Genomic DNA, 22,125 nt, shown 5'->3' with positions numbered 1-22,125 from the left:
TTTGGGTAGGTTTCGGGTGTGAGCATCTACCTCGTCCTCGGCCTGGTAGGTACCGCTGTGCTCCTGCTCTCACTCGTGCTCGGCGATCTGCTCGACGGAGTCTTCGACGGCCTTGCCGGCGACTGGTTCTCCACCGAGATCGTCGGCTCCTTCTTCGCCGCCCTCGGGTTCGGCGGCTTCATCGCCCAGCAGGCCGGCGCGCCGGACTCGGTCGCGCTGATCGCCGGCCTCGGCGCCGGTGTCGTCTTCGGCGGCCTCGGCGCGTGGCTGACCCGGCTGGTGCGCGGTGGGAGCACCGATCACACTCCCTCCTCCGACGACCTGATCGGTCACGAGGGCACGGTCGTCAGCGCCGTCCCCGACGACGGATTCGGCAGCGTGCGGATCTACCTCGGCGGCCACACGATCACCATGAACGCCCGGGCCGAGACCGCGCTGGAGGCCGGCACCCGCGTGCACGTGACCGGCGTCGTCTCGCCGACCGCGCTCCGTGTCGCGCCGGTGTGGAACTCGCTTCCCTCCACCGACGTCTGAACGACGTCGCCACCCCAAGCCACCCGTAGAGCCCCTATAGAAGGGACCCTTGTATGAACACAGCGCTCATCTCCATCATCGGCGGAGTCGTCCTGCTGTTGCTGATCGTCCTTCTGGTCACCAGCCGCTACAAGGTGGCCGGACCGAACCAGGCGTTCATCGTCACCGGGCGCAAGGGCAAGGCGGTGCTCAATCCCGAGACCGGGCAGTTGAGCACCGATCTCTCGGGGCAGAAGGTCGTGCTCGGTGGCGGGGTGTTCGTCATCCCGTTCGTCCAGAAGCTCGCGACGATGGATCTCTCCTCGCGCCGGATCTCGGTGCAGATCCGGGGCGCCGTCTCCGGGCAGGGCATCAAGCTCAACGTCGAGGGCGTCGCCATCGTGAAGGTCGGCGGCAACGCCGACCAGATCCGGCTGGCCGCCCAGCGGTTCCTCAGCCAGCAGCAGGACGTCGAGCCCTTCACCCAGGAGGTGCTCGCCGGTGCGCTGCGCTCGATCGTCGGCAGCCTCACCGTGGAGCAGATCATTCGCGACCGGGCGGCGTTCGCGCAGCGGGTGGCCGATGAGTCGGAGAACTCGCTGACCGGTCAGGGCCTGATCCTCGACACCTTCCAGATCCAGGACGTCACCGACGACGGCAGCTACCTGGCCGACCTCGGTCGCCCGGAGGCCGCGCGGGTCAGCCAGGACGCGCGGATCGCGGAGGCCAACGCCCGGCAGGCGGCCGAGCAGGCGACCATCGCCGCCCAGCAGGAGATCGCGATCGCCCAGCGGACCCTGGCGCTGAAGGAGGCCGAGATCAAGGCCGAGACCGACGCCGCGGCGGCCAACGCCTCGGCGTCCGGCCCGCTGGCCCAGGCCGACCGCGACCAGGCGATCCTCACCGAGCAGGAGAAGGTCGCGGTCCGGCAGGCGGCGCTGACCGAGCGCAAGCTCGAGACCGAGGTTCGCAAGCCGGCCGACGCCGAGCGCTACCGCGTCGAGCAGGAGGCCGAGGCGAAGCGTTCCTCGGAGATCGCGGCCGCCGACGCCCGCAAGGCCGCCACGATCGCGGCGGCGGAGGCCGACGCGCAGAAGGACCGGCTCACCGGTGAGGCCGAGAAGGCGCGCCGTTCGGCGCTCGCCGAGGCCGAGGCCATCGAGGGTGCTCGCCGCGGTGAGGCCGAGAAGGCCCGCCGTACCGCGGAGGCCGACGCCGTCCGCGCCGAGGGTGAGGCGCAGGCCGCCGCCACGCTGGCCATCGGTCAGGCCGAGGCCGAGGCGATGGACAAGCGGGCCGCGGCGTTCGCGCACTACAACGAGGCCGCGGTGCTGCAGATGCTCATCGAGGTGCTGCCGCAGATCGCCAAGGAGGTCGCCGCCCCGATCTCCGCGATCGACCAGCTCACCGTCGTCTCCACCGACGGCGCCGGCGCGATGCCCAAGCAGGTCACCGACAACGTCGTCCAGACCCTGTCGATGCTCAAGACCAGCACCGGCCTGGACCTCGAGGCCCTGATCAAGAAGTCCGTCGGCAGCGCCACCGGCGCCCTCACCGGCACCGGCTCCTCGGGTACAGACTCGACCACCGGATCCGCCGGAGCGACAGATTCCACAGGCGCCTGACCCACCAGATGCGCTGACCCGTCAGCTATGGCTGACGGGTCAGCGCAATTTCGGGAGTCACGCCGTGCGGACTCGCTCCGGTGCGGCGAGGTTCAGCGCGATGTCGATGATCATGTCCTCCTGGCCTCCGACCAGGCTGCGGCGGCCGCACTCCATCAGGATGTCTCGGACGTCGACGTCGTAGCGGGAGGCGGCGCTCTCCGCATGGCGCAGGAAGCTGGAGTAGACGCCGGCATACCCGAGGGTCAGGGTCTCCCGGTCGACGCGGACCGGTCGATCCTGGAGCGGACGAACGATGTCGTCGGCGGCGTCCTGCAGCTTGAACAGGTCACAGCCGTGCTCGAAGCCCATCAGGTCGGCGACCGCGATGAACGGCTCGATCGGGCAGTTGCCGGCGCCGGCCCCGTGGCCGGCGAGGGAGGCGTCGACGCGGTGGACGCCGTTCTCGACCGCGACCACCGAGTTGGCCACCGACATCGAGAGGTTCTCGTGGGCGTGGATGCCGATCTCGGTCCCGGCGTCGAGCACGTCGCGGTAGGCGCGGACCCGGGCCGCGACGTCGTTCATCGTCAGGCGGCCACCGGAGTCGGTGACGTAGACGCACTGCGCGCCGTAGGACTCCATCAGTCTGGCCTGTTCGGCCAGCCGTCCGGGCTCGGCCATGTGGGAGAGCATCAGGAAGCCGGAGACGTCCATGCCGAGCTCGCGCGCAGCCGCGATGTGCTGGGCGGCGACGTCGGCCTCGGTGCAGTGCGTCGCGACGCGGACCGATCGGACGCCGAGGTCGTGGGCCTGGCGAAGGTCGCGGATCGTGCCGACACCGGGCAGCAGCAGCGTGGTCAGCCGCGCGCGTTTCAGCACCGACGCCGCAGCCTCGATCCATGCCCAGTCGGTGTGCGAGCCGGGGCCGTAGTTCAGTGAGCCGCCGGCGAGACCGTCGCCGTGGGCGACCTCGATGGCGTCGACGCCGGCCTCGTCGAGCGCGACCACGATGCGCTCGACGTCGCCTGCGGTGATCCGGTGTCGCACGGCGTGCATGCCGTCGCGCAGGGTGACGTCCTGGACGAAGATCTTCATGCGTCGGCCTCTCCGGCACGACGGGGATCACCCGTCGCGGCGATCTTCTCGGCCACCTGCACCGCGGCCGAGGTCATGATGTCGAGGTTCCCTGCGTAGGCGGGCAGGTAGTCGGCTGCACCCTCCACCTCCAGGAACACGCTCACCTGGTGCGTCGGGCGCTCGGCACCGGGCTGGAGGAGGGTCTCGACGGGCTGGTCGCCCGGGACCGGCACGATCTGGATCTCCTGCTTGAGCCGGTAGCCGGGAACGTACACGGCGACGTCGGCGACCATCTTCAGGATCGAGTCCTTGATCTGCTGTGATGCCACGTCCCCGGTCCTCGCCCGGCGGCAGGGTGACCAGCGCGAAGACCGTGTCGCGCATCAGCAATGGCGGCTCGGCGGGGTTGAGGATGATCACGGCGCGGCCGCGCGCGGCACCGCCTACGGTCTCGATGGCGGCCGACGTCGTCTCGGTGAACTCGTCGATGTTGGCGCGGGTGCCGGGACCGGCCGACCTCGAGGAGATCGACGCGACGATCTCGCCGTAGGCCACCGGAACGACGCGGCTGATCGCGGCGAGGACCGGAATGGTCGCCTGACCGCCGCAGGTCACCATGTTCACGTTCGCCGCGTCGAGGTGGTCCTCGAGGTTGACCGCCGGGATCACGTACGGACCCACCGCGGCCGGCGTCAGGTCGATCATCCGGATGCCGAGCGGGGCGAGCTTGTCGTTGTTCGTCCGGTGCGCGCCGGCCGAAGTGGCGTCGAAGACGATGCCGATCTCCTGGATCTGGGGCGATCTCAGCAGTCCGTCGACGCCGTCGGCGGTGATCTCGGCGCCGTGCTCGGCTGCACGCCGCAGGCCGTCGGAGGCCGGGTCGATGCCGACCATGACGCCCATCTCGAGATGCTCGCCGTTGCGCAGGATCTTCTTCATCAGGTCCGTGCCGATGTTTCCCGATCCGATGATCGCGACCTTGGTCCTGCTCATGCATGGGCTCCTTGCGCAGCGAGGGTGAACCCGACCGATCCGAGACCGGTGATCTCGGCGCGGACGGTCTGGCCGGTCTCCACGGCCCGCATCGGCCCGAGGGCGCCGGAGAGGACGACCTGGCCCGCGCGCAGCGGGTTGCCGAACTCGCGCGCCCGGCGTGCCAGCCACACGACGGCGTGCACCGGGTCGCCCAGGCAGGCGGCTCCCGAGCCGGTCGAGACCTCGACGTCGTCGATGCTCATCGTCATCCTCGCGCCGACGGTGTCGAGGTCGGCGAGGTCGACCTCCCGCGCGCCGAGCACGTAGGCGCCCGCGGAGGCGTTGTCGGCGACGGTGTCGCCGAAGCTGATGTCCCAGTCGGCGACCCGGCTGCCGCAGACCTCGAGCGCGACCACCACGTGTGCGGTCGATGCGCGGACCTGCGCCGCGCCGAGATCACCGTCGACGAGGTCGGCGCCCAACACGAAGGCGATCTCGGCCTCCGCCCTCGGCTGGAGCACGGCATCGACGGGGATGACCGCGCCGTCGGTGTGGCCCATGTCGTCCAGGAGGATCCCGAAGTCGGGCTGGTCGACGCCCAGCTGCTGCTGGACGGCGCTCGAGGTCAGTCCGATCTTGCGGCCGACGACCCGTGCTCCGGCGGCTGTTCTGGCCTCGATGTTCAGGCTCTGGACGGCGTATGCCGCGGCGACGTCGTCCCGTCCGATCAGGTCTCGCACGGGCTCAGCCGGCACTCCGGTCATCGCCGCCTCGCGGAGCCGGTCGGCCGCGGCCCTGACCGCCGCGGCGCCGACGGTCGTCCGGGCTACGGGGCCGGTCATTGCTGCCCTGTGCCGTGGTGAAGGACGAAGTCTGTGACCAGGCGGTTGAACTCGTCGGCGTGCTCGAGCTGGGCCCAGTGGCCGCAACGGTTGATGATGTGCACGCGGCTGTCGGGGATCCGCGCGGAGGCGTACAGGGTCCCCTCGAAGCCGACGACCCGGTCGTCGCGGCCGTGGATGAGGAGCGCCGGAGCAGTGATCTCCCCGAGCCGGCCCAGGTCGGCCCACTTCGGGATCGGGCCGCGAATACCGGCCTTGGCGACGTTGGCGACGTGCTGCGGCCGTGCTGCGACCGCATCGGAGCGCTGCTGGCACAGCTCGGGAGTTGCGAAGCGCGCGCCGTCGAAGACCATGATCTCGACCAGCCGCTTCATGGCCTCGGGCGAGTAGTCGCTGTAGCCCGCGTACATGATCTTGATGCCCTCGGACGGCCCGGTAGCCCCGAACAGGAACGGGGTGAGCTGCAACGGCGCTCCCATCGTGATCAGGTGGCTGACCCGCTCGGGACGCTCGATCGCCATCCGGATCGAGGTGTGCCCGCCCATCGAGTTGCCCACGAACGCCGCCTTCGCGATGCCGAGGGCGTCCATCAGCTGACACACCGCGTCCAGTGGCTCGTAGGCCAGGAAGTCGACCTCGGACGACCCGCCCCACCCAGGTAGGTCGGGAGCGATGACCCGGAGGCCGGCGTCGGCGAGCGCGCCGATGTTCGGGTTGTAGTTGCTCCACCCGGTGGCTCCTGGGCCTCCACCGTGCAGCAGGATCACCGGGACGCCGTCGGCCGGGCCGGCCTCGTTGTAGTGGATCGTGAAGTCGGCGGTGGTGACGTCGTTCGCGACGTCGGCCTCGAGCAGCCCCATCACAGGGCCCCTTCCGGCGCCGGCCCCGGCATCGGCGGGAGCTTCGCGGCACCGGCGGCGAGCTGCTCGGCGACGGCGCCGGCCGGCGCGTGTCCCCACCAGTGCAGCTTGTCGAGGACCTTCGGCTCCCACGTCGCGTCGTCGATGAGCAGGCCGCCCCAGCCGTACTCGACCGAGAAGCCCGACGGCGTGACGACGTAGAAGCTGAACATGTGGTCGTTCGGGTGCATGCCCAGCGTCATCTCCATGGGCTGGCCGGCCGCGAGGCAGCGGTCCCAGGCCATTCCGACGTCGCGGATGTCGGTGACCTCGACCATGAAGTGATGCGTCTTCTTCGGATGCGGCATGTCGCCCAGGGCGACGGTGTGGTGGCGCGGGTTGCAGTGCAGGAACATCAGGTCGGCGACGATGCCGGGGGCGAGCTCCTCGACGATGTTGTCGGAGATCTTGAATCCGAGCAGTCCGCAGTAGAAGTCCATGTAGGTCTCGCGGGTGACGCCCTTGGACAGCAGGACCTGGTGCCCTGCGCCGCCCGCGCCGGTGACGAAGTCGCCGACGAGAGTGTCGGAGTGGAACGGCTCGACGCCGTCTGCGAGTCCCACGACCAGCTCGATGACGTTCCCGATCGGATCCTGGGTGATGAACAGCCTCTCGACCTTGCGTTCAGCGGCGAGCGCGGCGTCACCCTCGGTGACCTCCACGCCGGCGTCGCGCAGCGACGTCACGAGCGCGTCCAGGGCCTCGGCGGACTCGACCTCGTAGCCGCTGCGCGCCAGGTCGTCGGCCGGACCTTCGGTGAGGATCCATCGGTGCGCCTTCTCGTCGGTGCGCAGCGTGAAGCCGCCGTCGATCTTCTCGCCGAGCTGCATGCCGAGCAGGGTCACGCCGAAGTGCTCCCAGTCCGCGAGGTCGGACACCTCGTAGACGACGTAGGCGAGCTCCTTGACTCCAGTCATCTTCTTCTCCTTGGGGTGAGGTCTGTGTTCGGTGCGTTCAGAGGGTCGGGGTGGCCAGGCCCGACTTGTCGGCGGCCGCGACGAACCTGTCCGGACGCACGGCGGCCACCTGCACGCCGTACCTGCCGAGCCACGCCAGCAGCACGCCCTCCAGGTCGACGAGCTCGTCGGGACCCTGGGTATAGGCGGACTGCGGACGGATCGTGACGTAGCGCGCGCCGAGGGCGTCCCACGCAGCGCGCTCTTCGTCGGTGAGGACCGAGGCAGGGTCGACGTCTGCACCGAGAAGGACGAAGTCGTCGCCGAGGAGGTCGTCGAGTCGCGCCATGCGGCCGACGGCGTCACCGGCGATCGGCTGCGGCAGCATCCGGCCGATGACGCTCGCATCGCCCTGCGTCCCGTTCAGCCAGCCGGCCACCAGCACCGGCGGAGCGATCAGCGGCGGCTCGAACGGCGTCACGGTGTTCTCCGGGACGGCGTTCATCGCCGCCAGCTCCTCCGGCGTCGCCTCCTGCTTGATCACCCGGCCGAGCCCGATCGCCAGGTCGGTGTAGAAGTCGGCGTTCGGTCGGCGCTCGGCCTCGTAGGTGTCCAGCCAGGCGTCGTCCAGCTCACCGCGCAGCACGCGGGCGAGCTTCCAGCCGAGGTTGTGGGCATCGCGCATGCCGGTCTGCATGCCGGCCCCGGCCCACGGCGGCATCAGGTGGCAGGCGTCGCCGGCCAGGAACACCCGGCCGCGGCGCCAGGTCTCCGCGCCGAGGGCGTGGTGGCGGTAGAAGGCGTGCTGATGGATCTCCACGTCGTCCTCGGTGACGCCGAGCGCCGCGAGCAGTGGCCACACCTCGGCGCTGGACTCGAAGTCGGCCTCGCACTCGCCCGGCTTGAGCGGGATCTCCCAGCGGTGGTTTCCGGCCGATAGCGCGATGTCGACGACCGGCCGCTCCGCGTCGGTCCAGAACGTGAGGAAGTCGCGGTCCGGCCACCAGCGCTTGACCTTGCAGTCGATGACGATCCACTGGGTGTCGATGGTCTCGCCGCGCATCGCGATTCCGAGCATCTTGCGGGTGGGTGAGGAGCCCCCGTCGGCACCGATGACATAGCGGACCACGACGCTGGACTCCTCGCCGGTGGCGGTGTCGCGGCTGGTCACCCGGACGCCGTCGGCGAGCTCCTCCACGCCGACGACCTCGGCGCCGTACCGCACCTCGAGACCGTCGAGCTCGGCGGCGCATGCGCGCAGCTCGGCTTCCATGGTCGGCTGGTAGATGTTGTAGAAGCGTGGCTTGGTGTTGCGGGTGCCGAGCTCGCTCGGCGGGTGGACGACCCGCATGACCTCCTGGCCGTCGTAGGTCACCCAGCGCAGCGCGCGCTGCGGCTCGATCACCTTCTCGATCCGGTCGTCGATGCCGAGGTCCTGGAAGATCCGCATCGTCCAGTCGTTGACGGTGACGGCCCGCGCCCTGGCGTAGATGTCCTTGTCGCGCTCGAAGGCGACGACACTCGCGCCCTTGCTCGCCAGGGTCATGGCTCCGACGAGGCCGGTCGGACCGTAGCCGATGATCGCGACATCGGCGTCGTAGTTGGTGGTCATGCGGCGACTCCCCGTCGATCCAGAAAACTGGTTTTGGACCGATCGGTCCATTCCTGGTGATGAGCCTCACAACTCGCCAGAAGGCTGTCAACGACGCGCCGGGCGTTTTCCGCAAGACAGAAACGTCTTGCATGCGCCGGACGACGCCGCCCGGCGGTGCAGGACGAGGCGCCTATGCTGCGCGACGTGGAGGAAGACGCCGATGCCGCGCGGCCGGGCAACCGGCGCGGCCGTCGATCGCGCAGAGAGATCCTCGAGGTGGCCTCCCGCCTGATGGCCGAGCGCGGGTACGCCGCGACGTCCCTCTCGGTGCTCAGCGCCGAGACGGGCCTGCCGAAGAGCGCGATCTACCATCACTTCCGCTCCAAGGCCGGCCTGCTCACCGCGGTGATGGAGGAGGGCCTGCACGACTTCTTCGCCGCCATGCGGGCCGCACAGGCCCAGCCGCCCGAGGGCGGCAGTCCCCGCGAGCGGATGACCTGGTTCCTGGAACGGACCAGCGAGGTCTTCATGGCGCGCCAGGAGTTCCTGCGGCTGCACATGATCTTGATCCTGAGCGCAGAGGCACACGAGGCCGAGGTCGCCGACACCATCACCAAGGTCCGCACCGAGGGCCGCGTGCTGATGAACCACATGATCCGGTCGGCGTTCCAGGACGAGGATCCGGCGATCGCAGCGGCCGTCGCAGACGAGCTGGAGTACCTCGGCATCGCCGGCTTCGACGGCGGGTTCATCGCGATGCAGGCCGATCCGGAGCGGGATCTTCTGGAGGCCAACCGGCGACTGGCCGAGGCCATGGTCTCCCTCGGCGAGGCGACCGCCGCGCGCCTGCGCTCGCAGTAGCCGGCGGACTACTCCGCGAGGTCCCGCTCGAGGGCCGCCGCGGTCGCGCGCAACGTCCGGACCAGTGTCGGCAGGTGCTCCTTGTCGTAGCGGACGCTCGGCATCGAGACCGAGAGGCCGGCAAGGAGCTCCCCGTCGGCCCGGTGCACCGGCACGCCGACGGCGACCACTCCGCGCTCCGAGCGCCCCTGGTTGAGCGCGAAGCCCCCGTGCCGCACCCGCCGGAGGTCTCGCCGCAAGGCGACGAGGTCCGGCCTCTCGCCTGGGCGGTCGACGTACTTGTCGGCGGCGTAGAGCACTTCGAGCTGGTCGTCGTCGAGCTCTGCGAGCAACAACAGTCCCGCCGTGGTCCGGTGCGCGGCGAACACCATCCCTTCACGAGAGCCGACGCGTAGCGCCTTCGACGACTCGACGCTGGCGACGAACCGCACCGTGTCGCCGGTGCGGATCGCCAGGTTCGCAGACTCGTCGAAGAGGTCGACGAGGTGCAGTAAATGAGGCAGTCCGAGCAGGCGCAGTCGCGATGCCTCCGAATGCGAGTGTGCGGCGAGCTCGAGGACCGGTCCGACCCGATAGGTGCGGTCCTCGTCCTGGGTGACGAAGTCGCGGTAGACGAGCGTCGCGAGCAGCCGGTGGGCGGTCGAGGGCGCGACCCCGATGCGATGGGCGATCTCGGTGACCGTCAAGGCGCCTTCCAACTGGAGCATGGTCGCGATCCGCAGGGCATTGTCGACGCTTGTGACGACATAGGCCGGCGGCGCCTTGAACTGCTGCATGAACACCTCTGTTCCGCCCAGCAGAATAATCGGTTCTGCATCGGGCTGTTCGCCTCACCCTAGACCCATGTCCAGCATCCCCGCCGCGAATCCTGTCGGCTCTCCCGTCCGCCTCCGGGCCGTCGACTCACCAGACCACCCGGCCGTGACTCCCGCACTCGAGGCGCTATACCGCGGGTTCGAGGACGAGCTTCTGATCCCCCTGTGGACCGAGATCGGCGACCTGATGCCGGCGCACCCGCGGTCCAAGGCCGCGGCACACCTGTGGCGGTGGCAGAGCCTGCGTCGTCTCGCCGAGCAGGCCGGCGAGATCGTCCCGGTCGGCCGCGGAGGGGAGCGCCGCGCGATCGCGCTGGCCAACCCTTCGCTCGGCGGGAAGCCCTTCGCGACGCCGACCCTGTGGGCCGCGATCCAGTACCTGCTGCCCGGAGAGGATGCCCCGGAGCACCGCCATACCCAGCACGCCTTCCGCTTCGTGGTCGAGGGCTCGGGGGTGTGGACCGTCGTCGGTGGTGATGCCGTCCCCATGAACCGTGGTGACTTCCTTCCGCAAGCGGGCTGGAACTGGCACGCCCACCACAATGCGACCGACGAGCCGATGGCCTGGATCGACGGCCTCGACATCCCCTTCCAGTGGACCAACGAGGCGCAGTTCTTCGAGTTCGGGCGCGACGAGATCTCCGGCGCCGAGCGGATCACGCCCGAGCGTGCCCGCTCCGAGCAGCTGTGGGGCCACCCGGGGCTGCGCCCGCTCGGCGTCACCCACAGCACGCCCGGCTCGCCGCTGCTCTCCTACAAGTGGGAGCACACCGACCGCGCGCTCTCCGACCAGCTCGACCTGGAGAGGCAGGGGTACGCGGGCACCGTCGAGCCCGGGCACGCCGCCGTCCGTTTCGTGGACCCGAGCACCGGCGGCGACGTCCTCCCGACGATTCGCGCCGAGTTCCACCGCGTCACCCGCGGGTCGGTGACCGCCCCGGTCCGCGAGACCGGATCGAGCGTGTACCAGGTCTTCGATGGCTCCGGGCGAGTGACGGTCGGCGACCTGACTTGGTCGGTCACCCGCGGCGACCTGTTCGTCGTGCCGTCGTGGCAGCCGCTCTCGATCGTCTCCGAGGCGGGCGACACCGACTCCGACTCCGGCGCTCTCGACCTGTTCCGCTTCTCCGACGCCCCGATCTTCGAGGCGCTCCGCATCCACCGCACCGACCACTCCGACCACACCGACAAGGACTGACATGACCAGGCTCGCCACCCTCCGTATCGACGGATCCACCCGCGCCGTCCGACTCGACGGCGACGTCCACACCGACCTGGGCTTCGCCGACCTGGGCGCGTGGCTCGCCGCCGGACAGCCCGAGCCACGGGCCGGGGCGGCGACGTTCGGCGTCGAGGACGCGGACTTCGCGCCCGTGGTGCCGAACCCGTCCAAGGTCCTCTGCGTCGGCCACAACTACACCGACCACATCAAGGAGATGGGCCGCGACCTGCCCGAGTACCCGACACTGTTCCCGAAGTACGCCGACTCGCTACTCGGCGCGCACGACGACGTGGTGCGGCCTCCCGAGACCGACGCGCTCGACTGGGAGGTGGAGCTTGTCGTCGTGATCGGCGAGACCGTCCGCCGCGCGACCACCGAGCGCGCCGCGGCGGCGATAGCCGGATTCACCGTCATGAACGACATCTCGGTGCGCGACTGGCAGTTCCGCACGATCGAGTGGACCCAGGGCAAGATCTGGGACTCCACGACTCCGGTCGGCCCCTACCTGGTGACGCCCGACGAGGTCGGCGGCGTACGCCCGGCGTTGCGCGTCAGCACGACCGTCGACGGCCAGGTGATGCAGTCCGACGACACCGGCACGCTCCTGTTCGATCCCGTCTTCCTCGTCGAGTACATCTCCACGATCATCACGCTGCGTCCCGGCGACCTGATCGCAACGGGAACGCCGGCTGGAGTGGGTCATGCGCGCGACCCGAAGGTGTACCTGCTCGGCGGTGAGGAGGTCGTCGCCGAGATCGCCGGGATCGGCGCGTGCGCCAACCGGATCGTCGAGGAGCCACGATGACCCGCACCGCGACGAGCCGCACCAGAGAGGATGCCCTTGGGTGGGCTCGGACCGGAACCGATCTCGTCCTCGCTCGTGCCACCGGCCTGACCGACACCGACGTCGCGGCCGACTCGACCCTTCCCGGATGGACCGTCGGTCAGGTCCTCGGCCACGTCGCCGCCAACGCGGTCGCGCTGACCAACCTCGCGACCTGGGCGGCCACCGGAGTAGAGACGCCGATGTATCCCTCTGTCCAGGCTCGCGACGCCGACCTCGCCGCCGCCCGGGAGAGGAGCGCCGCCGAGCTGGTCTCTGCGATCGCTGCGACGGCCGAGGCACTCGCGCTCGCTCTGGCCCGACTCGACGACGAGCAGTGGACGCACCAGGTGCGCACCATCCAGGGCCGCAGGCTCCCCGCCAGCGAGATCCCGTGGCTGCGAGCCCGCGAGACCTGCGTGCATGCGGTGGACCTCGGCGCCTCGTTCACCGACCTTCCGGCCGACTTTCTCGCCGCCCTGGTGGACGACATCTGCGTCAAGCGCGGCCTGGACGTCGGAGCGCTGCCGGCCGGCGGCGACGCCGAGGTCGCCGCATGGCTCGCCGGACGAGACCACGGCCTCGTCGACGCCCCTGAGATCGGTCCCTGGCTGTGAACCCCGACGTGATCGTCGTCGGAGGCGGCATCGGCGGCCTCGCGACGGCGTACGCGCTGACCCGCGAGGGCCTCCGGGTGCGGCTGCTGGAGCGGGCCCCCGCGTTCGGCGAGGTCGGAGCCGGTCTCCAGATCGCCCCCAACTGCACTCGCATCCTGGACGAGTTCGGCCTGCTCGAGGAGGTCAAGCGCCTCGGCGTGCTGCCCGACGACCTCATCATGTTCGACGGCGTCGGCGAGCACCAGCAGGGCACCGAGGTGACCCGGCTCGACCTGCGCGACCTCGAGAGGCGCTACGGATTCCCCTACGTGGTGATCCATCGCTCGGACCTGCACGGCACCTTCCTGCGTGCCTGCGAGCAAGCGGGCGTCGAGCTGGTCAACAGCGCGACCGCGGTCGACTACGAGACCGGCCCGGCCGAGGCGACCGTCGTCCTCGAGGACGGCGGCCGGCACACCGCCCCGGTGATCATCGCCGCCGAGGGCATCTTGTCCCCGGCCCGCGACAAGTTCGTCGGCGACGAGCCCGTGTCGTCGTCCTACGTCGCCTACCGGGGCGCGATCTCGATGGAGGACGCTCGGGAGAACCACATCCACGAGAAGGCGATCGCCCTCTACCTCGGCAACAACTGCCACTTCGTGCAGTACGGGCTGCGCGGGGGCGAGATGTTCAACCAGGTCGCCGTGTTCGAGTCCCCCAAGGCGCTGGCCGGCGATCCGGACTGGGGCACCCCCGACGAGCTCGACGCGGCGTTCGCAGACACCGTCGGCGACGTCCAGGACGGGCTGCGGTTCATGTGGCGCGACCGGTGGTGGCGGATGTACGACCGCGAGTCCACGCCGCAGTGGGTCTTCGGGCGCGTCGCGCTGCTGGGCGACTCCGCCCACGCGCCACTCCAGTACATCGCGCAGGGCGCGATCATGGCGATCGAGGACGGCTGGGTACTCGCCAAGCACGTCGCTCGCAATCGGAGCGCCGACGGCGGCGTCGACTGGGACACCGCCCTCGCCGCCTACCAGGCCGTACGGACCCGCCACACGGCTCGGGTGCAGGCGACCTCTCGCGCGTGGGGCGTCCTGTGGCACCACGTGGGCGAGAAGCGAGACCAGCGCAACACCATCCTCGGAGCCCGCGACGTCTACGACTACTCGTTCGTCGACTGGCTCTACGGCCCCACTGCACTGACCCCCGAGGAGGAGCCGCCCATGTTCACGCCGATTCCGCTGGCGAGCGCCGACACCGTTCGCACTGCCTCCATGGCCTCCATGGCCGCCGTGCCCGCGACCTCGGCCATTCGCGATTCCCACTGATCCACAGCCCCAACAGATGCGCCTGACCCACCAGATGCGCTGACCCGTCAGCTATAGCTGACGGGTCAGCGTCGATTTGGGGTCGCCGCCTGTGGACAACCGCCTCCCACGCGGGGATGGGGCCGTCGCGATGCTCAGCCGAGCAGGTCGGTGATCAGCTCGTGCAGCAGGTCATAGCCGTGCTCGGTGAGGATCGACTCGGCGTGGAACTGGATGCCCTGGTAGTGCGGGCCCGCGATGTGGTGGACGTCGCCGGTGGCGGCGTCGCGTTCGATCCGGATGTCGGAGGCCAGGGCCGGTCCGGTCGTGCCGGGCTCGATCCGGCCCACGAAGGTGTTGTAGAAGCCGACCCGCTCGGGGCGGCCGTTGAAGTCGATCTGCGACTGGGTGCCCTGGAAGACGATGTCCTTGTAGGCCAGCGGGATGCCGAGCTCGTGGCACAGCGCCTGGTGGCCCAGGCAGACCGCGAGGAACGGCTTGCGCTTGGCCAGCAGCCAGGCGACGGCGTGGCGGAGCTTTGCCATCTTCGGGTCGGCGTCGTCGCGGGGGTCGCCGGGGCCGGGGCCGATGATCACCAGGTCGGCGCGGTCGAGGGAGCCGGCCTCGTAGTCGGCGTGGCGCACCACCGACGAGGTGAGGCCCAGGACGCCGAGCACGTGGCGCAGCATGTTCACGAAGTCGTCCTCGCCGTCGAGGATCACCACGTGCCGCCCGGCGAGACGGCGATCCGGCGCGGCGCCTGCCTGGTCGCGCAGCCAGAACCCGCTCAACCGAGCGTTGCGCGCGTTGAGCGAGAGCAGCACGTCCTCGTCGTTGACGAGCTCGGCGACGTTCACGTTCGACGCCGGCGCGGGCGCGACCAGCCCGAAGGCAGAGAGGATGCCGCCCGCCTTCGCGTGGGTCTCGGCCACCTCGGAGGCCGGATCGGAGTCGCGTACGAGCGTCGCACCGGCGGTGACGGTCAGGTTGCCGTCGAGGTCGACGTCGGCGGTGCGGATGACGATCGGGCTGTCGAGCATCGGCCCGCCCTCGTCGTCACGGCCGAAGAGCGCCAGCGCGGCGCCGTAGTAGCCGCGGCCCGACGTCTCGTAGCGCTTGATGAGCCGGCAGGCGTTCTCGACCGGCGAGCCGGTGACCGTGGCCGCGTACATGGTGTCGCGCAGCACCTCGCGCGGGTCGCGGTCGGTGCGGCCGGCGAGGAGGTACTCGGTGTGCACGAGCCGGCTCATCGGCTTGAGGAACGGCCCGAGCACCTGGCCGCCCTCGTGGCACACGTCGCACATCATCTTCAGTTCTTCGTCGACGACCATGTAGAGCTCGTAGATCTCCTTCTCGTCCCGAAGGAAGTCGAGCATCTGGCGCCGCAGCTCGTTGGGTGCGACGACGGTGGTGGGCAGCCGGAAGGTGCCGCTGATCGGGTTCATCCGGACGTCGCCGGCGTGCACGCTCACGTGCCGCTCCGGACTGGCGCCGATGAGGTAGCGGTCGCCGGTGAAGAACACGAAGGTCCAATACGCGCCGCGCTCGCGCTCCAGGAGTCGCCGGAACACCGCGAGAGCCTTGTCGCGGCCCCAGTCGGCGATCTGGGCACGGTAGTGGCGACCGACCACCAGGTTGGCGCCCTCGCCCTGGCCGATCTCCTGCTCGATGATCGCCGCGACGAGCCGCTCGTACTCGGCGTCGTCGGTCTCGAAGCCGCCGCGGTCGGTGAACTCGACCGGCACGTCGTCGATCGCCTCGATCACCTCGGCGACCGAGAACTCCCGCTCGGTGACGACGTCGACCACGACCAGCGGCGTGCCGTCGTCGTGCGCCTCGAAGCCGCGCTCGGCCACCTGCCGGAACGGGACGGCGACCAGCCGGTCGGCGATGTGCCCGGCCTCGGGGACGCCGTCCTTCAGGTCGATGTCGAGGATCGAGGCGACCTCTCGACGCGGGCCGCCGATGAGCCCGACGGTGTCCCGGTCGCCGGCGCGCGTCGAGCGCCGGATGATCGCCCACGCCTCCTGCTCCGCGAGCGCTTCGATGGCGGCGCGGGCGTCCGAGGCAGGCGGCGTGCTCATGGGCGAACCCTAACGACCCTCCAGGAACGCCGAGTCGGCGTTCCGGCTTAGCCTGGATCCACCGATTGTCGGCTTGGCGAGCGTCACCAGATGGGTGCGATGGCAAGGCGCGGTCGCGAAGGCGTTCTGGTTGACCGTCGAGCGGCCGCAACGCCGCCACCGTGCTCATATGGTGGCGCGTAGCTGGCGAGAATCGGTGGATCCAGGCTTAGCAAACGCGCCGACTCGGCGTCCTGGTCAGACACCCAGCGCTACGAAGGCGGTGGCGGTCGGGTCGCCGGGGGCGGCGGCGCGGACGGCGTGGAGGGCGCTCGCGGGGTCGAGGCCGGCGTCGAGGTGGGCGTGCAGGTCGACCATCAGGTCTGCGGTGGCGGCGTCGTCGACCTCGGCGACGCTGCACACCAGGCCGGCGGTGCCCAGAGCGAACAGCGCGGAGGCCAGGCCCAGGAGCTCCTCGGCCCCCACCGGCGCCAGGACGCCGGACTCGCACGCCGAGAGGACCACCCGGTGCGGGGCAGCCCGGAGTCGTTCGAGGTCGTGCACGGTGAGCGGTCCGTCGGCGAGCTCGAGCGCGGAGAAGAGCGGGCTGTCGGCGCGGAAGCGACCGTGGGCGGCGACGTGGGCGAGCCGGGCGCCGTCGAGGGCGCCCATCGCCGCCTCGACGGTGGCCGCCTCGCCGTCGAGGAGGAGGGCGGTGGCATCGCGGCGCGCGAGCGCCGGCACCTCGGCACCGCCGCTGTCGAGGCCGGGCCCGGCCAACAGCACCGTGCGGCCGGTCGACGGCACAGCCGAGCACGCGCGCAGCCACTGGGCCGCGGACGGGACGACGCCGAACGGCCGGTCCGCGAGCACCGGGAGCAGAGCCCACGCGACGCCGTGCAGCCGGCCCGTCGGCACCACGGTGACCGGTCCGTCGGGCAGCAGCCGGGCCGCGGGGCCGAGCACGACGTCCTGAAGCCGGGAGCCCAGGTCGCCCGGCGTGAAAGGGCGGCCCCGCGCCGCCCGGCGCAGCGCGAACGCGGCCGACCCGGTGAGCGCCAGCGCGTCGGCGGCCGGCCCGGCCACCACATGCCGGACCCGTCCGCCGTGCACGACCAGCACATGCAGGACGCCGTCGACGTCGACCAGCTCGACCAGGCAGCCGTCGCCGACCTCGGCGACCAGGCGATCGACGTCGAAGCGCGCGGTGTGATCGGTGGCGCCGGTCAGTCGATGGTGCTCGGCGCGGACCTCGCGTTCGAGACGCCGGCGCTCCTGCTCCAAGACGTCGGTGGGCTCGCCGCCCGCGCGCGCCTCCGCGAGGCGGCGACCGTTGTCGCGCAGGGCGGCCAGCGACGGCAGCACCGGCTCCTCGCCTGGGGTGACCGGCGGCTGGGCGAGTGCGGTGGCCCGCCACCGCTCGCTCCACCGCAGCAGGGCACGGGGGACCGCCGCTCCCCGGGCAGCATGCCGCAGCGCCAGCCCCGCCAACTCGGTGCCGTGGCCGGTGGCGAGGGCCCGCAGCTCGGTGCTGCCGAGGGTGGCTCGATGCTCGTCGAGGGCGTCGAGTCCCCGGTCGCAGGCGCGCAGCACCCCCGCCCGATCCTCGACGTCGTCGCGCAGCAGCGCGGCCGCCCACCACCCCGACGCACGGACCAGCGCCGAACGACCGCGCCGCCGGTACTCCGATGCGGTCAGGAGCAGCTCGCCCCGGCGTCCGGCCCGGTCGAGCTCGGCCGCGATCGTGAGCGCCAGCGGCGCCTCGTCGGCTCCGGCCAGATGGAGTTCGGTGGCGACCCTCGCCGCTGCCGGACCGTGGCGGCCTGCGGAACCGAGGCGGCGTCGTCCTCGCAGCACCACCAGCTCCGCACGCAGCTCGAACCACCGCGCGCCGAGCCGGCGGTAGTGACGGCGCGCCTGGTCGGCCAGCTCGACGGCGCGCTCCGGGTCGCGGATGTCCAGGCGCGCGGTCGCTGCGACCAGCTCCAGATCGGCCCGGTCCATCGGCAGCAGGTAGGCGGCGTCCAGCGCCTGCTCGGCGAGCTCGGCCGCCTCCTGCGCCAGGCCCGCCGCAAGGAGGGTGCGCGACCTGATGGACACCAGGTTCGGCCGGTGGTGCCCCAGCTCGGCGTAGGCCCGGGACACCTCGTCGAGGCGGGCCAGCGCGGTCGGCAGGTCGCCGCGCAGCTGGGCGATCTCCCCCAGGTTCTGTCGAGCCCACAGGGCGTCGAGGAGCAGATCCTCATCGGCGAAGATCGCGGCTGCCTCCTCGGTGTGCTGCTGGGCGCGGTCGACCTGTCCCCACATCAGCTCGAGGTAGCCGAGGTTGTGCAGCGTCACCGCCTCCCACGTCCGATCGCCCGTCCGACGGAAGCCGGCGAGCGCCTCGACCAGATCGTCGTGGGCCTCGGCATGCCTGTTGACCGTGGAGCGAGCCACCGCGCGACGCATGAGGGTCACGGGCGGCCGCTCCGGCCCGTCGAGCGCGCGGTCCAAGTGCCCGAGACCGCGCGTGGCGTGACCTGCCATGACCAGGGTGAGCCCGTAGGTCGCCTGCACGTCGCGGAGCCGGACGTCGTCACCCGAACGCCGCGCAGTGCGCACTGCGGCGGCGAGTGATCGCAGGGCGGCGTCCACCTCACCCCGGTCGCGCAGCACGATCCCGAGCGCCTGCTGGGCTGCGGACCGCTCCGACGCCGTCGCGTCGTCGTCGCCGAGGGCCGCGCGCGCGAGGGCCTCGGCTCGGGCCGGATCCTCGACCGCGAGGGTCGGAAGGTCCACGGTCATCGGGCTCCTGTCAACGCTCGTTCGGGCCATTTACCGTCCTGCTCGGCACCACTAGCGTCGAGTTTCGGGCGGGGGTAGCCGACTCGCGCCATTCTGACCCTTCCGCGGGCCCCACGAGGAGCATCCATGTCCGAACCGCGCATCGCGACTGTGCCGATCAGGATCCTGCGCCGGGCACTGGCCCGACTCGGCATAATCCCGGGCGACACAGGCCCCGGCAAGGGGAACCCGTCGGATGCCGAGATGCGCCGGAGGACCTTCGCCATCCAGTTGGCGATCATGCGCCGAGCCCTCGACAAGCACGGCGGCGTCGCGGTCCACCAGGGCCCACGCGACGACGACTGGTACCTCTTCCGCCCGCACCAGGTGCTCGTGCTCCAGGAGGACGTCGCCACGCTCAACGGCTTCTTCCTCGACAACCAGGACCGCTTCGTCGGCACCGGCAGTGTCCGCGAGGAGCTGGTGAACGTCGTGCGCTATCAGCTGCCCGACAGCGTCGACGACCGCGACGTCCCCGATCTGCTCGACGAGCTCGACGACGAGATCGGCGAGGGCCGGGTCCGTCCCGACCACGTCATGTTCGTGACGCCGGGGTGGGGCCGGCTGTGCCCCGCGACCGAGCCGCAGGAGCCGCCGTCCGCCGATCCGCGGCCGGCGCTCAACGACGACGCGCGGGCCGGTGCCGGAGTCCGCGTGTCGGTCGTCGACACCGGTTGGTGGGAGCCGGCCGGTCGCACCATCCCGTGGCTCGACGACGTCGAGGGCGACCCCGAGTTCGTCAACCCGGTCGACATCCACGCCTATGCCGGGCACGGCACCTTCGTCAGCGGCGTGGTCCGCTGCATGGCGCCGGCGACCGCGATCGAGGTCGAGGGCTTCTTGCCCCACGGCGGCGCGGTGTACGAGTCCGACATCTGCCGCGAGCTCAACGAGGCGCTGACCGACGAGGATCACCCGGACCTGATCTCGATCTCGGCCGGCACCTACACCCGCAAGAACCTCGGTCTCCTCGCCTTCGAGGCACTCGCCCGGCGCCACCGTCTCATCGACGGCGAGAAGGCGCCCCTGGTGATCGGGGCGGCAGGCAACGACACCAGCACGCGCGAGTTCTATCCCGCGGCCTACCGCTGGGTCCTCGGCGTCGGTGCACTCGACGACGACGGCACCGTGTGCGACTTCTCCAACACCGGCCGCTGGGTCGACGTCTACGCCCACGGCCGGGACCTGGTCAACGCCTTCCCCGACGGCGCCTACACCTGCCACGAGCCGCTGCACGCCGGCGAGGTGCGCCACTTCAAGGGGATGGCCCAGTGGAGCGGGACGTCGTTCGCGACCCCGTTGGTCTCCGGCCTGATCGCGGCGCGGATGAGCGCCGGAGGCAGCACGCCGCGCGAGGCGCGAGACGAGCTGGTCGCGGAGGGCAAGCACCTCATGGACCCCCGCGCCGGCGCGATCATCGCCCTGGGCCCACCGTTCGTCTGAGCGGACTCGGAGACCGACCGAGGCTTCGGAGGTTGGGCAAACTGGAGGGCGAGGAACGAGCCCGCCTGACAGTCGGCCGCCGACGAAACCTCCCAACCGACCTCACCAACGCTGGCAGGGACGGTTGCCGGGGTTTCGTCGGCGCTCGCTGGCGCTCGCTTGCTCAACCTCCGGCGGGTCGGCAGGGACGGGTGCCGGGGTTTCGCTGGCGCTCGCTTGCTCAACCTCCGGCCCGCTTGCTCGACCTCCGGCCGAGGTGGTGGGAGAGGTCAGAGCACCAGCCACGGCGTGGTGAGCGGGCCGGCGACGAAGCGGACCGGGCCGGGGGCCACGGTGTCGAGGCGGAAGAAGCCGGCCGGATCGACCTCGGCGCGCACCTCGGTGCCGTCGGCCCGGCGCAGCACGACCGAGCCGGTGCCACCCACCAGCTGGCCCAGGACGACGTCGCCGTCGATCTCTAGCTCGAGGGTGAGGCCGCCCGCCCCGTAGGACAGGGTCCGGACGTCGGTGGCCGCCGCCGAGCGGACGGCGCCGGACTCCAGCGCGGAGTCGTGCAGCAGCTCGGCCAGCTCGGCGTCGACGGTGCGCCAGGTGAAGGCTGCCTGGGCGGCGGCGCGGCGACGTGCGGTGACCGCGGCGGCGTCGGGATCGGGATCCGCGAGCGCCTCGGCGAGCTCGGCGAACAGTTCCTCGTCGTTCATGTCCTCACCTCACCGAGGGCGCGTAGGGCACGGGTGGCGCGCAGCTGCTCGAGCGCGCGGGCCCGGGTGGGGCCGATGCTGCCGATCGGGATGCCGAGCCGGGCGCTGATCTCGGCGTAGGGAAGGGGCGGGTCCACCAGCAGCAGCAGGAGCAGGTCGCGGCGGGCGGCCGGCAGCTCGGCGAGCCCGTCGCGCAGGGCCTGGTGCCGCTCGAAGGCGAGCAGGTCGTCGGCCGCGACATCGTCGTCGGCGACGTCGAGGACGCCGTCGGTCTGCGGGTCGGCGGCTCGGGTGCGGGCCCGGGCGGCCAGCAGCCGCAGACATTCGTGCCGGGCGGTGGTGCGGATCCAGCCGGGCAGGGCATCCGGCTCGCGCAGGGAGTCGAGATGCTCGACGAGTCGCAGCCACACGGTCTGGCTGACGTCGTCGCCGTCGGCCTCCGAGAGCCGATGCCGCCGGACGATCGCTTCCACCAGTGGGAGGAACCGATCGACGATCGCGTTCCAGGCATGCGGATCACCCTCCTGTGCCGCCGAGACGAGGGAGGTCAGCGGGGCGGAAGCGTCCACGAGCATCGACCCCCTCCACTCGGCGCTTCAGGCCCACCCAGTGGCATCGTCTCGCACCCTCGGATCAGCCAGCCACCGGTCCTGATACGTGATCACTGTCCCACCTTTCACCCGTTCCGGGTATCAGCGCGCGATCTCGGCGCTCCCCACTATGAGCGGCGCGGCCGGCGTCGCCTCGACGGATCGAGTGACGAGGGAGATGGGGAGCGGCATGGGTGACCTGATCGGCATCGCCAGGCACGACACGCACGAGCGCACGCGCATCATCCGGGAGGTGGAGGCTGTCGCCGTGGTCGACATGACCGGGCATCTTCCGTGGAAGGCCGCCTGGGGCGCTCACTTCGGCGACCGCGACGGCCTGCTCCGGGCGCTGCGCGACCGGTGGGAGCGGATGGCGGTGCACCCGGCCGGGCCGGACGAGCACCAGCGGCTGCGCCGCACCCACGCCGGGATGCTGCGCATCCTCGAGGCCCACCCGGTCGCGGACGCGTGA

Annotated in this window: 20 protein-coding genes and 1 pseudogene; 9 read left to right on the top strand and 12 right to left on the bottom strand. The window is 71.1% G+C overall.

Annotated elements, in window-relative coordinates; all coding sequences use genetic code 11:
- The first annotated feature begins 18 nt into the window (after positions 1 to 18).
- Entirely contained in the window at positions 19 to 534 is a 516-nt protein-coding gene (locus WMR31_RS11895; protein ID WP_340539045.1) for an NfeD family protein, read from the top strand.
- A 53-nt stretch (positions 535 to 587) separates the two neighbouring features.
- Positions 588 to 2,138, top strand: coding sequence for a flotillin family protein (locus WMR31_RS11890; protein WP_340539044.1), 1,551 nt, complete (start codon positions 588 to 590; stop codon positions 2,136 to 2,138).
- A gap of 57 nt (positions 2,139 to 2,195) precedes the next feature.
- Here the strand turns inward: WMR31_RS11890 and dmpG are convergent, their stop codons facing one another.
- The 7 genes and pseudogenes from dmpG to WMR31_RS11855 form a co-directional block, all read right to left on the bottom strand.
- Complete coding sequence (dmpG, locus tag WMR31_RS11885; RefSeq protein WP_340539043.1) at positions 2,196 to 3,215, bottom strand: 4-hydroxy-2-oxovalerate aldolase; 1,020 nt, start codon at positions 3,213 to 3,215, stop codon at positions 2,196 to 2,198.
- Positions 3,212 to 3,490 (bottom strand): hypothetical protein, encoded by a 279-nt coding sequence (locus WMR31_RS11880; protein ID WP_340539042.1) that lies wholly within the window; start codon positions 3,488 to 3,490, stop codon positions 3,212 to 3,214. The genes dmpG and WMR31_RS11880 overlap by 4 nt, the downstream gene beginning before the upstream one ends.
- Before the next feature lie 121 nt (positions 3,491 to 3,611).
- A pseudogene (locus WMR31_RS11875) lies at positions 3,612 to 4,136 on the bottom strand (acetylating acetaldehyde dehydrogenase); the annotation flags it as partial.
- Positions 4,137 to 4,186: 50 nt separating this feature from the next.
- On the bottom strand, positions 4,187 to 5,014 hold the full coding sequence (locus WMR31_RS11870; RefSeq protein ID WP_340539041.1) for a 2-keto-4-pentenoate hydratase: 828 nt from the start codon (positions 5,012 to 5,014) through the stop codon (positions 4,187 to 4,189).
- Positions 5,011 to 5,874, bottom strand: coding sequence for an alpha/beta fold hydrolase (locus WMR31_RS11865; protein ID WP_340539040.1), 864 nt, complete (start codon positions 5,872 to 5,874; stop codon positions 5,011 to 5,013). Before WMR31_RS11865 ends, WMR31_RS11870 begins: the two co-directional genes overlap by 4 nt.
- Positions 5,874 to 6,830, bottom strand: a complete 957-nt coding sequence (locus WMR31_RS11860) for a VOC family protein (RefSeq protein WP_340539039.1) — start codon at positions 6,828 to 6,830, stop codon at positions 5,874 to 5,876. Before WMR31_RS11860 ends, WMR31_RS11865 begins: the two co-directional genes overlap by 1 nt.
- Positions 6,831 to 6,867: 37 nt before the next feature.
- A complete protein-coding gene (locus WMR31_RS11855) occupies positions 6,868 to 8,421 on the bottom strand; it encodes a bifunctional 3-(3-hydroxy-phenyl)propionate/3-hydroxycinnamic acid hydroxylase (protein ID WP_340539038.1) in 1,554 nt (517 codons plus the stop codon).
- Positions 8,422 to 8,595: 174 nt separating this feature from the next.
- Here WMR31_RS11855 and WMR31_RS11850 point away from each other — a divergent pair, with 174 nt between their 5' ends.
- Positions 8,596 to 9,264 carry a TetR/AcrR family transcriptional regulator gene (locus tag WMR31_RS11850; protein ID WP_340539037.1) on the top strand — a complete coding sequence of 223 codons (669 nt, stop codon included), beginning with the start codon at positions 8,596 to 8,598 and terminating at the stop codon, positions 9,262 to 9,264.
- An 8-nt stretch (positions 9,265 to 9,272) separates the two neighbouring features.
- Here the strand turns inward: WMR31_RS11850 and WMR31_RS11845 are convergent, their stop codons facing one another.
- Positions 9,273 to 10,040, bottom strand: a complete 768-nt coding sequence (locus WMR31_RS11845; RefSeq protein ID WP_340539036.1) for an IclR family transcriptional regulator — start codon at positions 10,038 to 10,040, stop codon at positions 9,273 to 9,275.
- Positions 10,041 to 10,185: 145 nt separating this feature from the next.
- Here WMR31_RS11845 and WMR31_RS11840 point away from each other — a divergent pair, with 145 nt between their 5' ends.
- Genes WMR31_RS11840 through WMR31_RS11825 form a run of 4 tightly spaced genes read left to right on the top strand, consistent with a single transcriptional unit; the run spans position 10,186 to position 14,051 of the window.
- Positions 10,186 to 11,277, top strand: coding sequence for a cupin domain-containing protein (locus tag WMR31_RS11840; protein WP_445321625.1), 1,092 nt, complete (start codon positions 10,186 to 10,188; stop codon positions 11,275 to 11,277).
- 1 nt (position 11,278) lies between these two features.
- Positions 11,279 to 12,106 carry a fumarylacetoacetate hydrolase family protein gene (locus WMR31_RS11835; protein ID WP_340539034.1) on the top strand — a complete coding sequence of 276 codons (828 nt, stop codon included), beginning with the start codon at positions 11,279 to 11,281 and terminating at the stop codon, positions 12,104 to 12,106.
- The gene (locus WMR31_RS11830) at positions 12,103 to 12,741 is read left to right on the top strand and encodes a maleylpyruvate isomerase N-terminal domain-containing protein (protein ID WP_340539033.1); all 639 of its coding nucleotides are present in this window, start codon (positions 12,103 to 12,105) and stop codon (positions 12,739 to 12,741) included. The genes WMR31_RS11835 and WMR31_RS11830 overlap by 4 nt, the downstream gene beginning before the upstream one ends.
- Entirely contained in the window at positions 12,738 to 14,051 is a 1,314-nt protein-coding gene (locus WMR31_RS11825) for an FAD-dependent oxidoreductase (RefSeq protein ID WP_340539032.1), read from the top strand. The genes WMR31_RS11830 and WMR31_RS11825 overlap by 4 nt, the downstream gene beginning before the upstream one ends.
- 134 nt (positions 14,052 to 14,185) lie before the next feature.
- Here the strand turns inward: WMR31_RS11825 and WMR31_RS11820 are convergent, their stop codons facing one another.
- Both WMR31_RS11820 and WMR31_RS11815 read right to left on the bottom strand, forming a co-directional pair.
- Complete coding sequence (locus tag WMR31_RS11820) at positions 14,186 to 16,114, bottom strand: anthranilate synthase family protein (protein ID WP_340539031.1); 1,929 nt, start codon at positions 16,112 to 16,114, stop codon at positions 14,186 to 14,188.
- A gap of 237 nt (positions 16,115 to 16,351) precedes the next feature.
- Positions 16,352 to 18,880, bottom strand: coding sequence for a CHAT domain-containing protein (locus tag WMR31_RS11815; protein ID WP_340539030.1), 2,529 nt, complete (start codon positions 18,878 to 18,880; stop codon positions 16,352 to 16,354).
- Positions 18,881 to 19,006: 126 nt separating this feature from the next.
- Here WMR31_RS11815 and WMR31_RS11810 point away from each other — a divergent pair, with 126 nt between their 5' ends.
- Positions 19,007 to 20,362, top strand: a complete 1,356-nt coding sequence (locus WMR31_RS11810) for a S8 family peptidase (RefSeq protein ID WP_340539029.1) — start codon at positions 19,007 to 19,009, stop codon at positions 20,360 to 20,362.
- A 269-nt stretch (positions 20,363 to 20,631) separates the two neighbouring features.
- On the opposite strand, the gene WMR31_RS11805 is transcribed toward WMR31_RS11810, so the two are convergent.
- Positions 20,632 to 21,063, bottom strand: a complete 432-nt coding sequence (locus tag WMR31_RS11805) for a hypothetical protein (protein WP_340539027.1) — start codon at positions 21,061 to 21,063, stop codon at positions 20,632 to 20,634.
- Complete coding sequence (locus tag WMR31_RS11800; protein WP_340539026.1) at positions 21,060 to 21,638, bottom strand: RNA polymerase sigma factor; 579 nt, start codon at positions 21,636 to 21,638, stop codon at positions 21,060 to 21,062. Before WMR31_RS11800 ends, WMR31_RS11805 begins: the two co-directional genes overlap by 4 nt.
- Positions 21,639 to 21,843: 205 nt before the next feature.
- Between WMR31_RS11800 and WMR31_RS11795 the strand changes: the two genes are divergently transcribed.
- Positions 21,844 to 22,125, top strand: coding sequence for a hypothetical protein (locus tag WMR31_RS11795; RefSeq protein WP_340539025.1), 282 nt, complete (start codon positions 21,844 to 21,846; stop codon positions 22,123 to 22,125).

The sequence above is a fragment of the Nocardioides epinepheli genome (assembly GCF_037936805.1).
In the GTDB taxonomy this organism is placed as follows: Bacteria; Actinomycetota; Actinomycetes; order Propionibacteriales; family Nocardioidaceae; genus Nocardioides.
The sequence above is the reverse complement of the archived record's forward strand: the minus strand, read 5'-3'. Positions and strand labels throughout refer to the sequence as shown.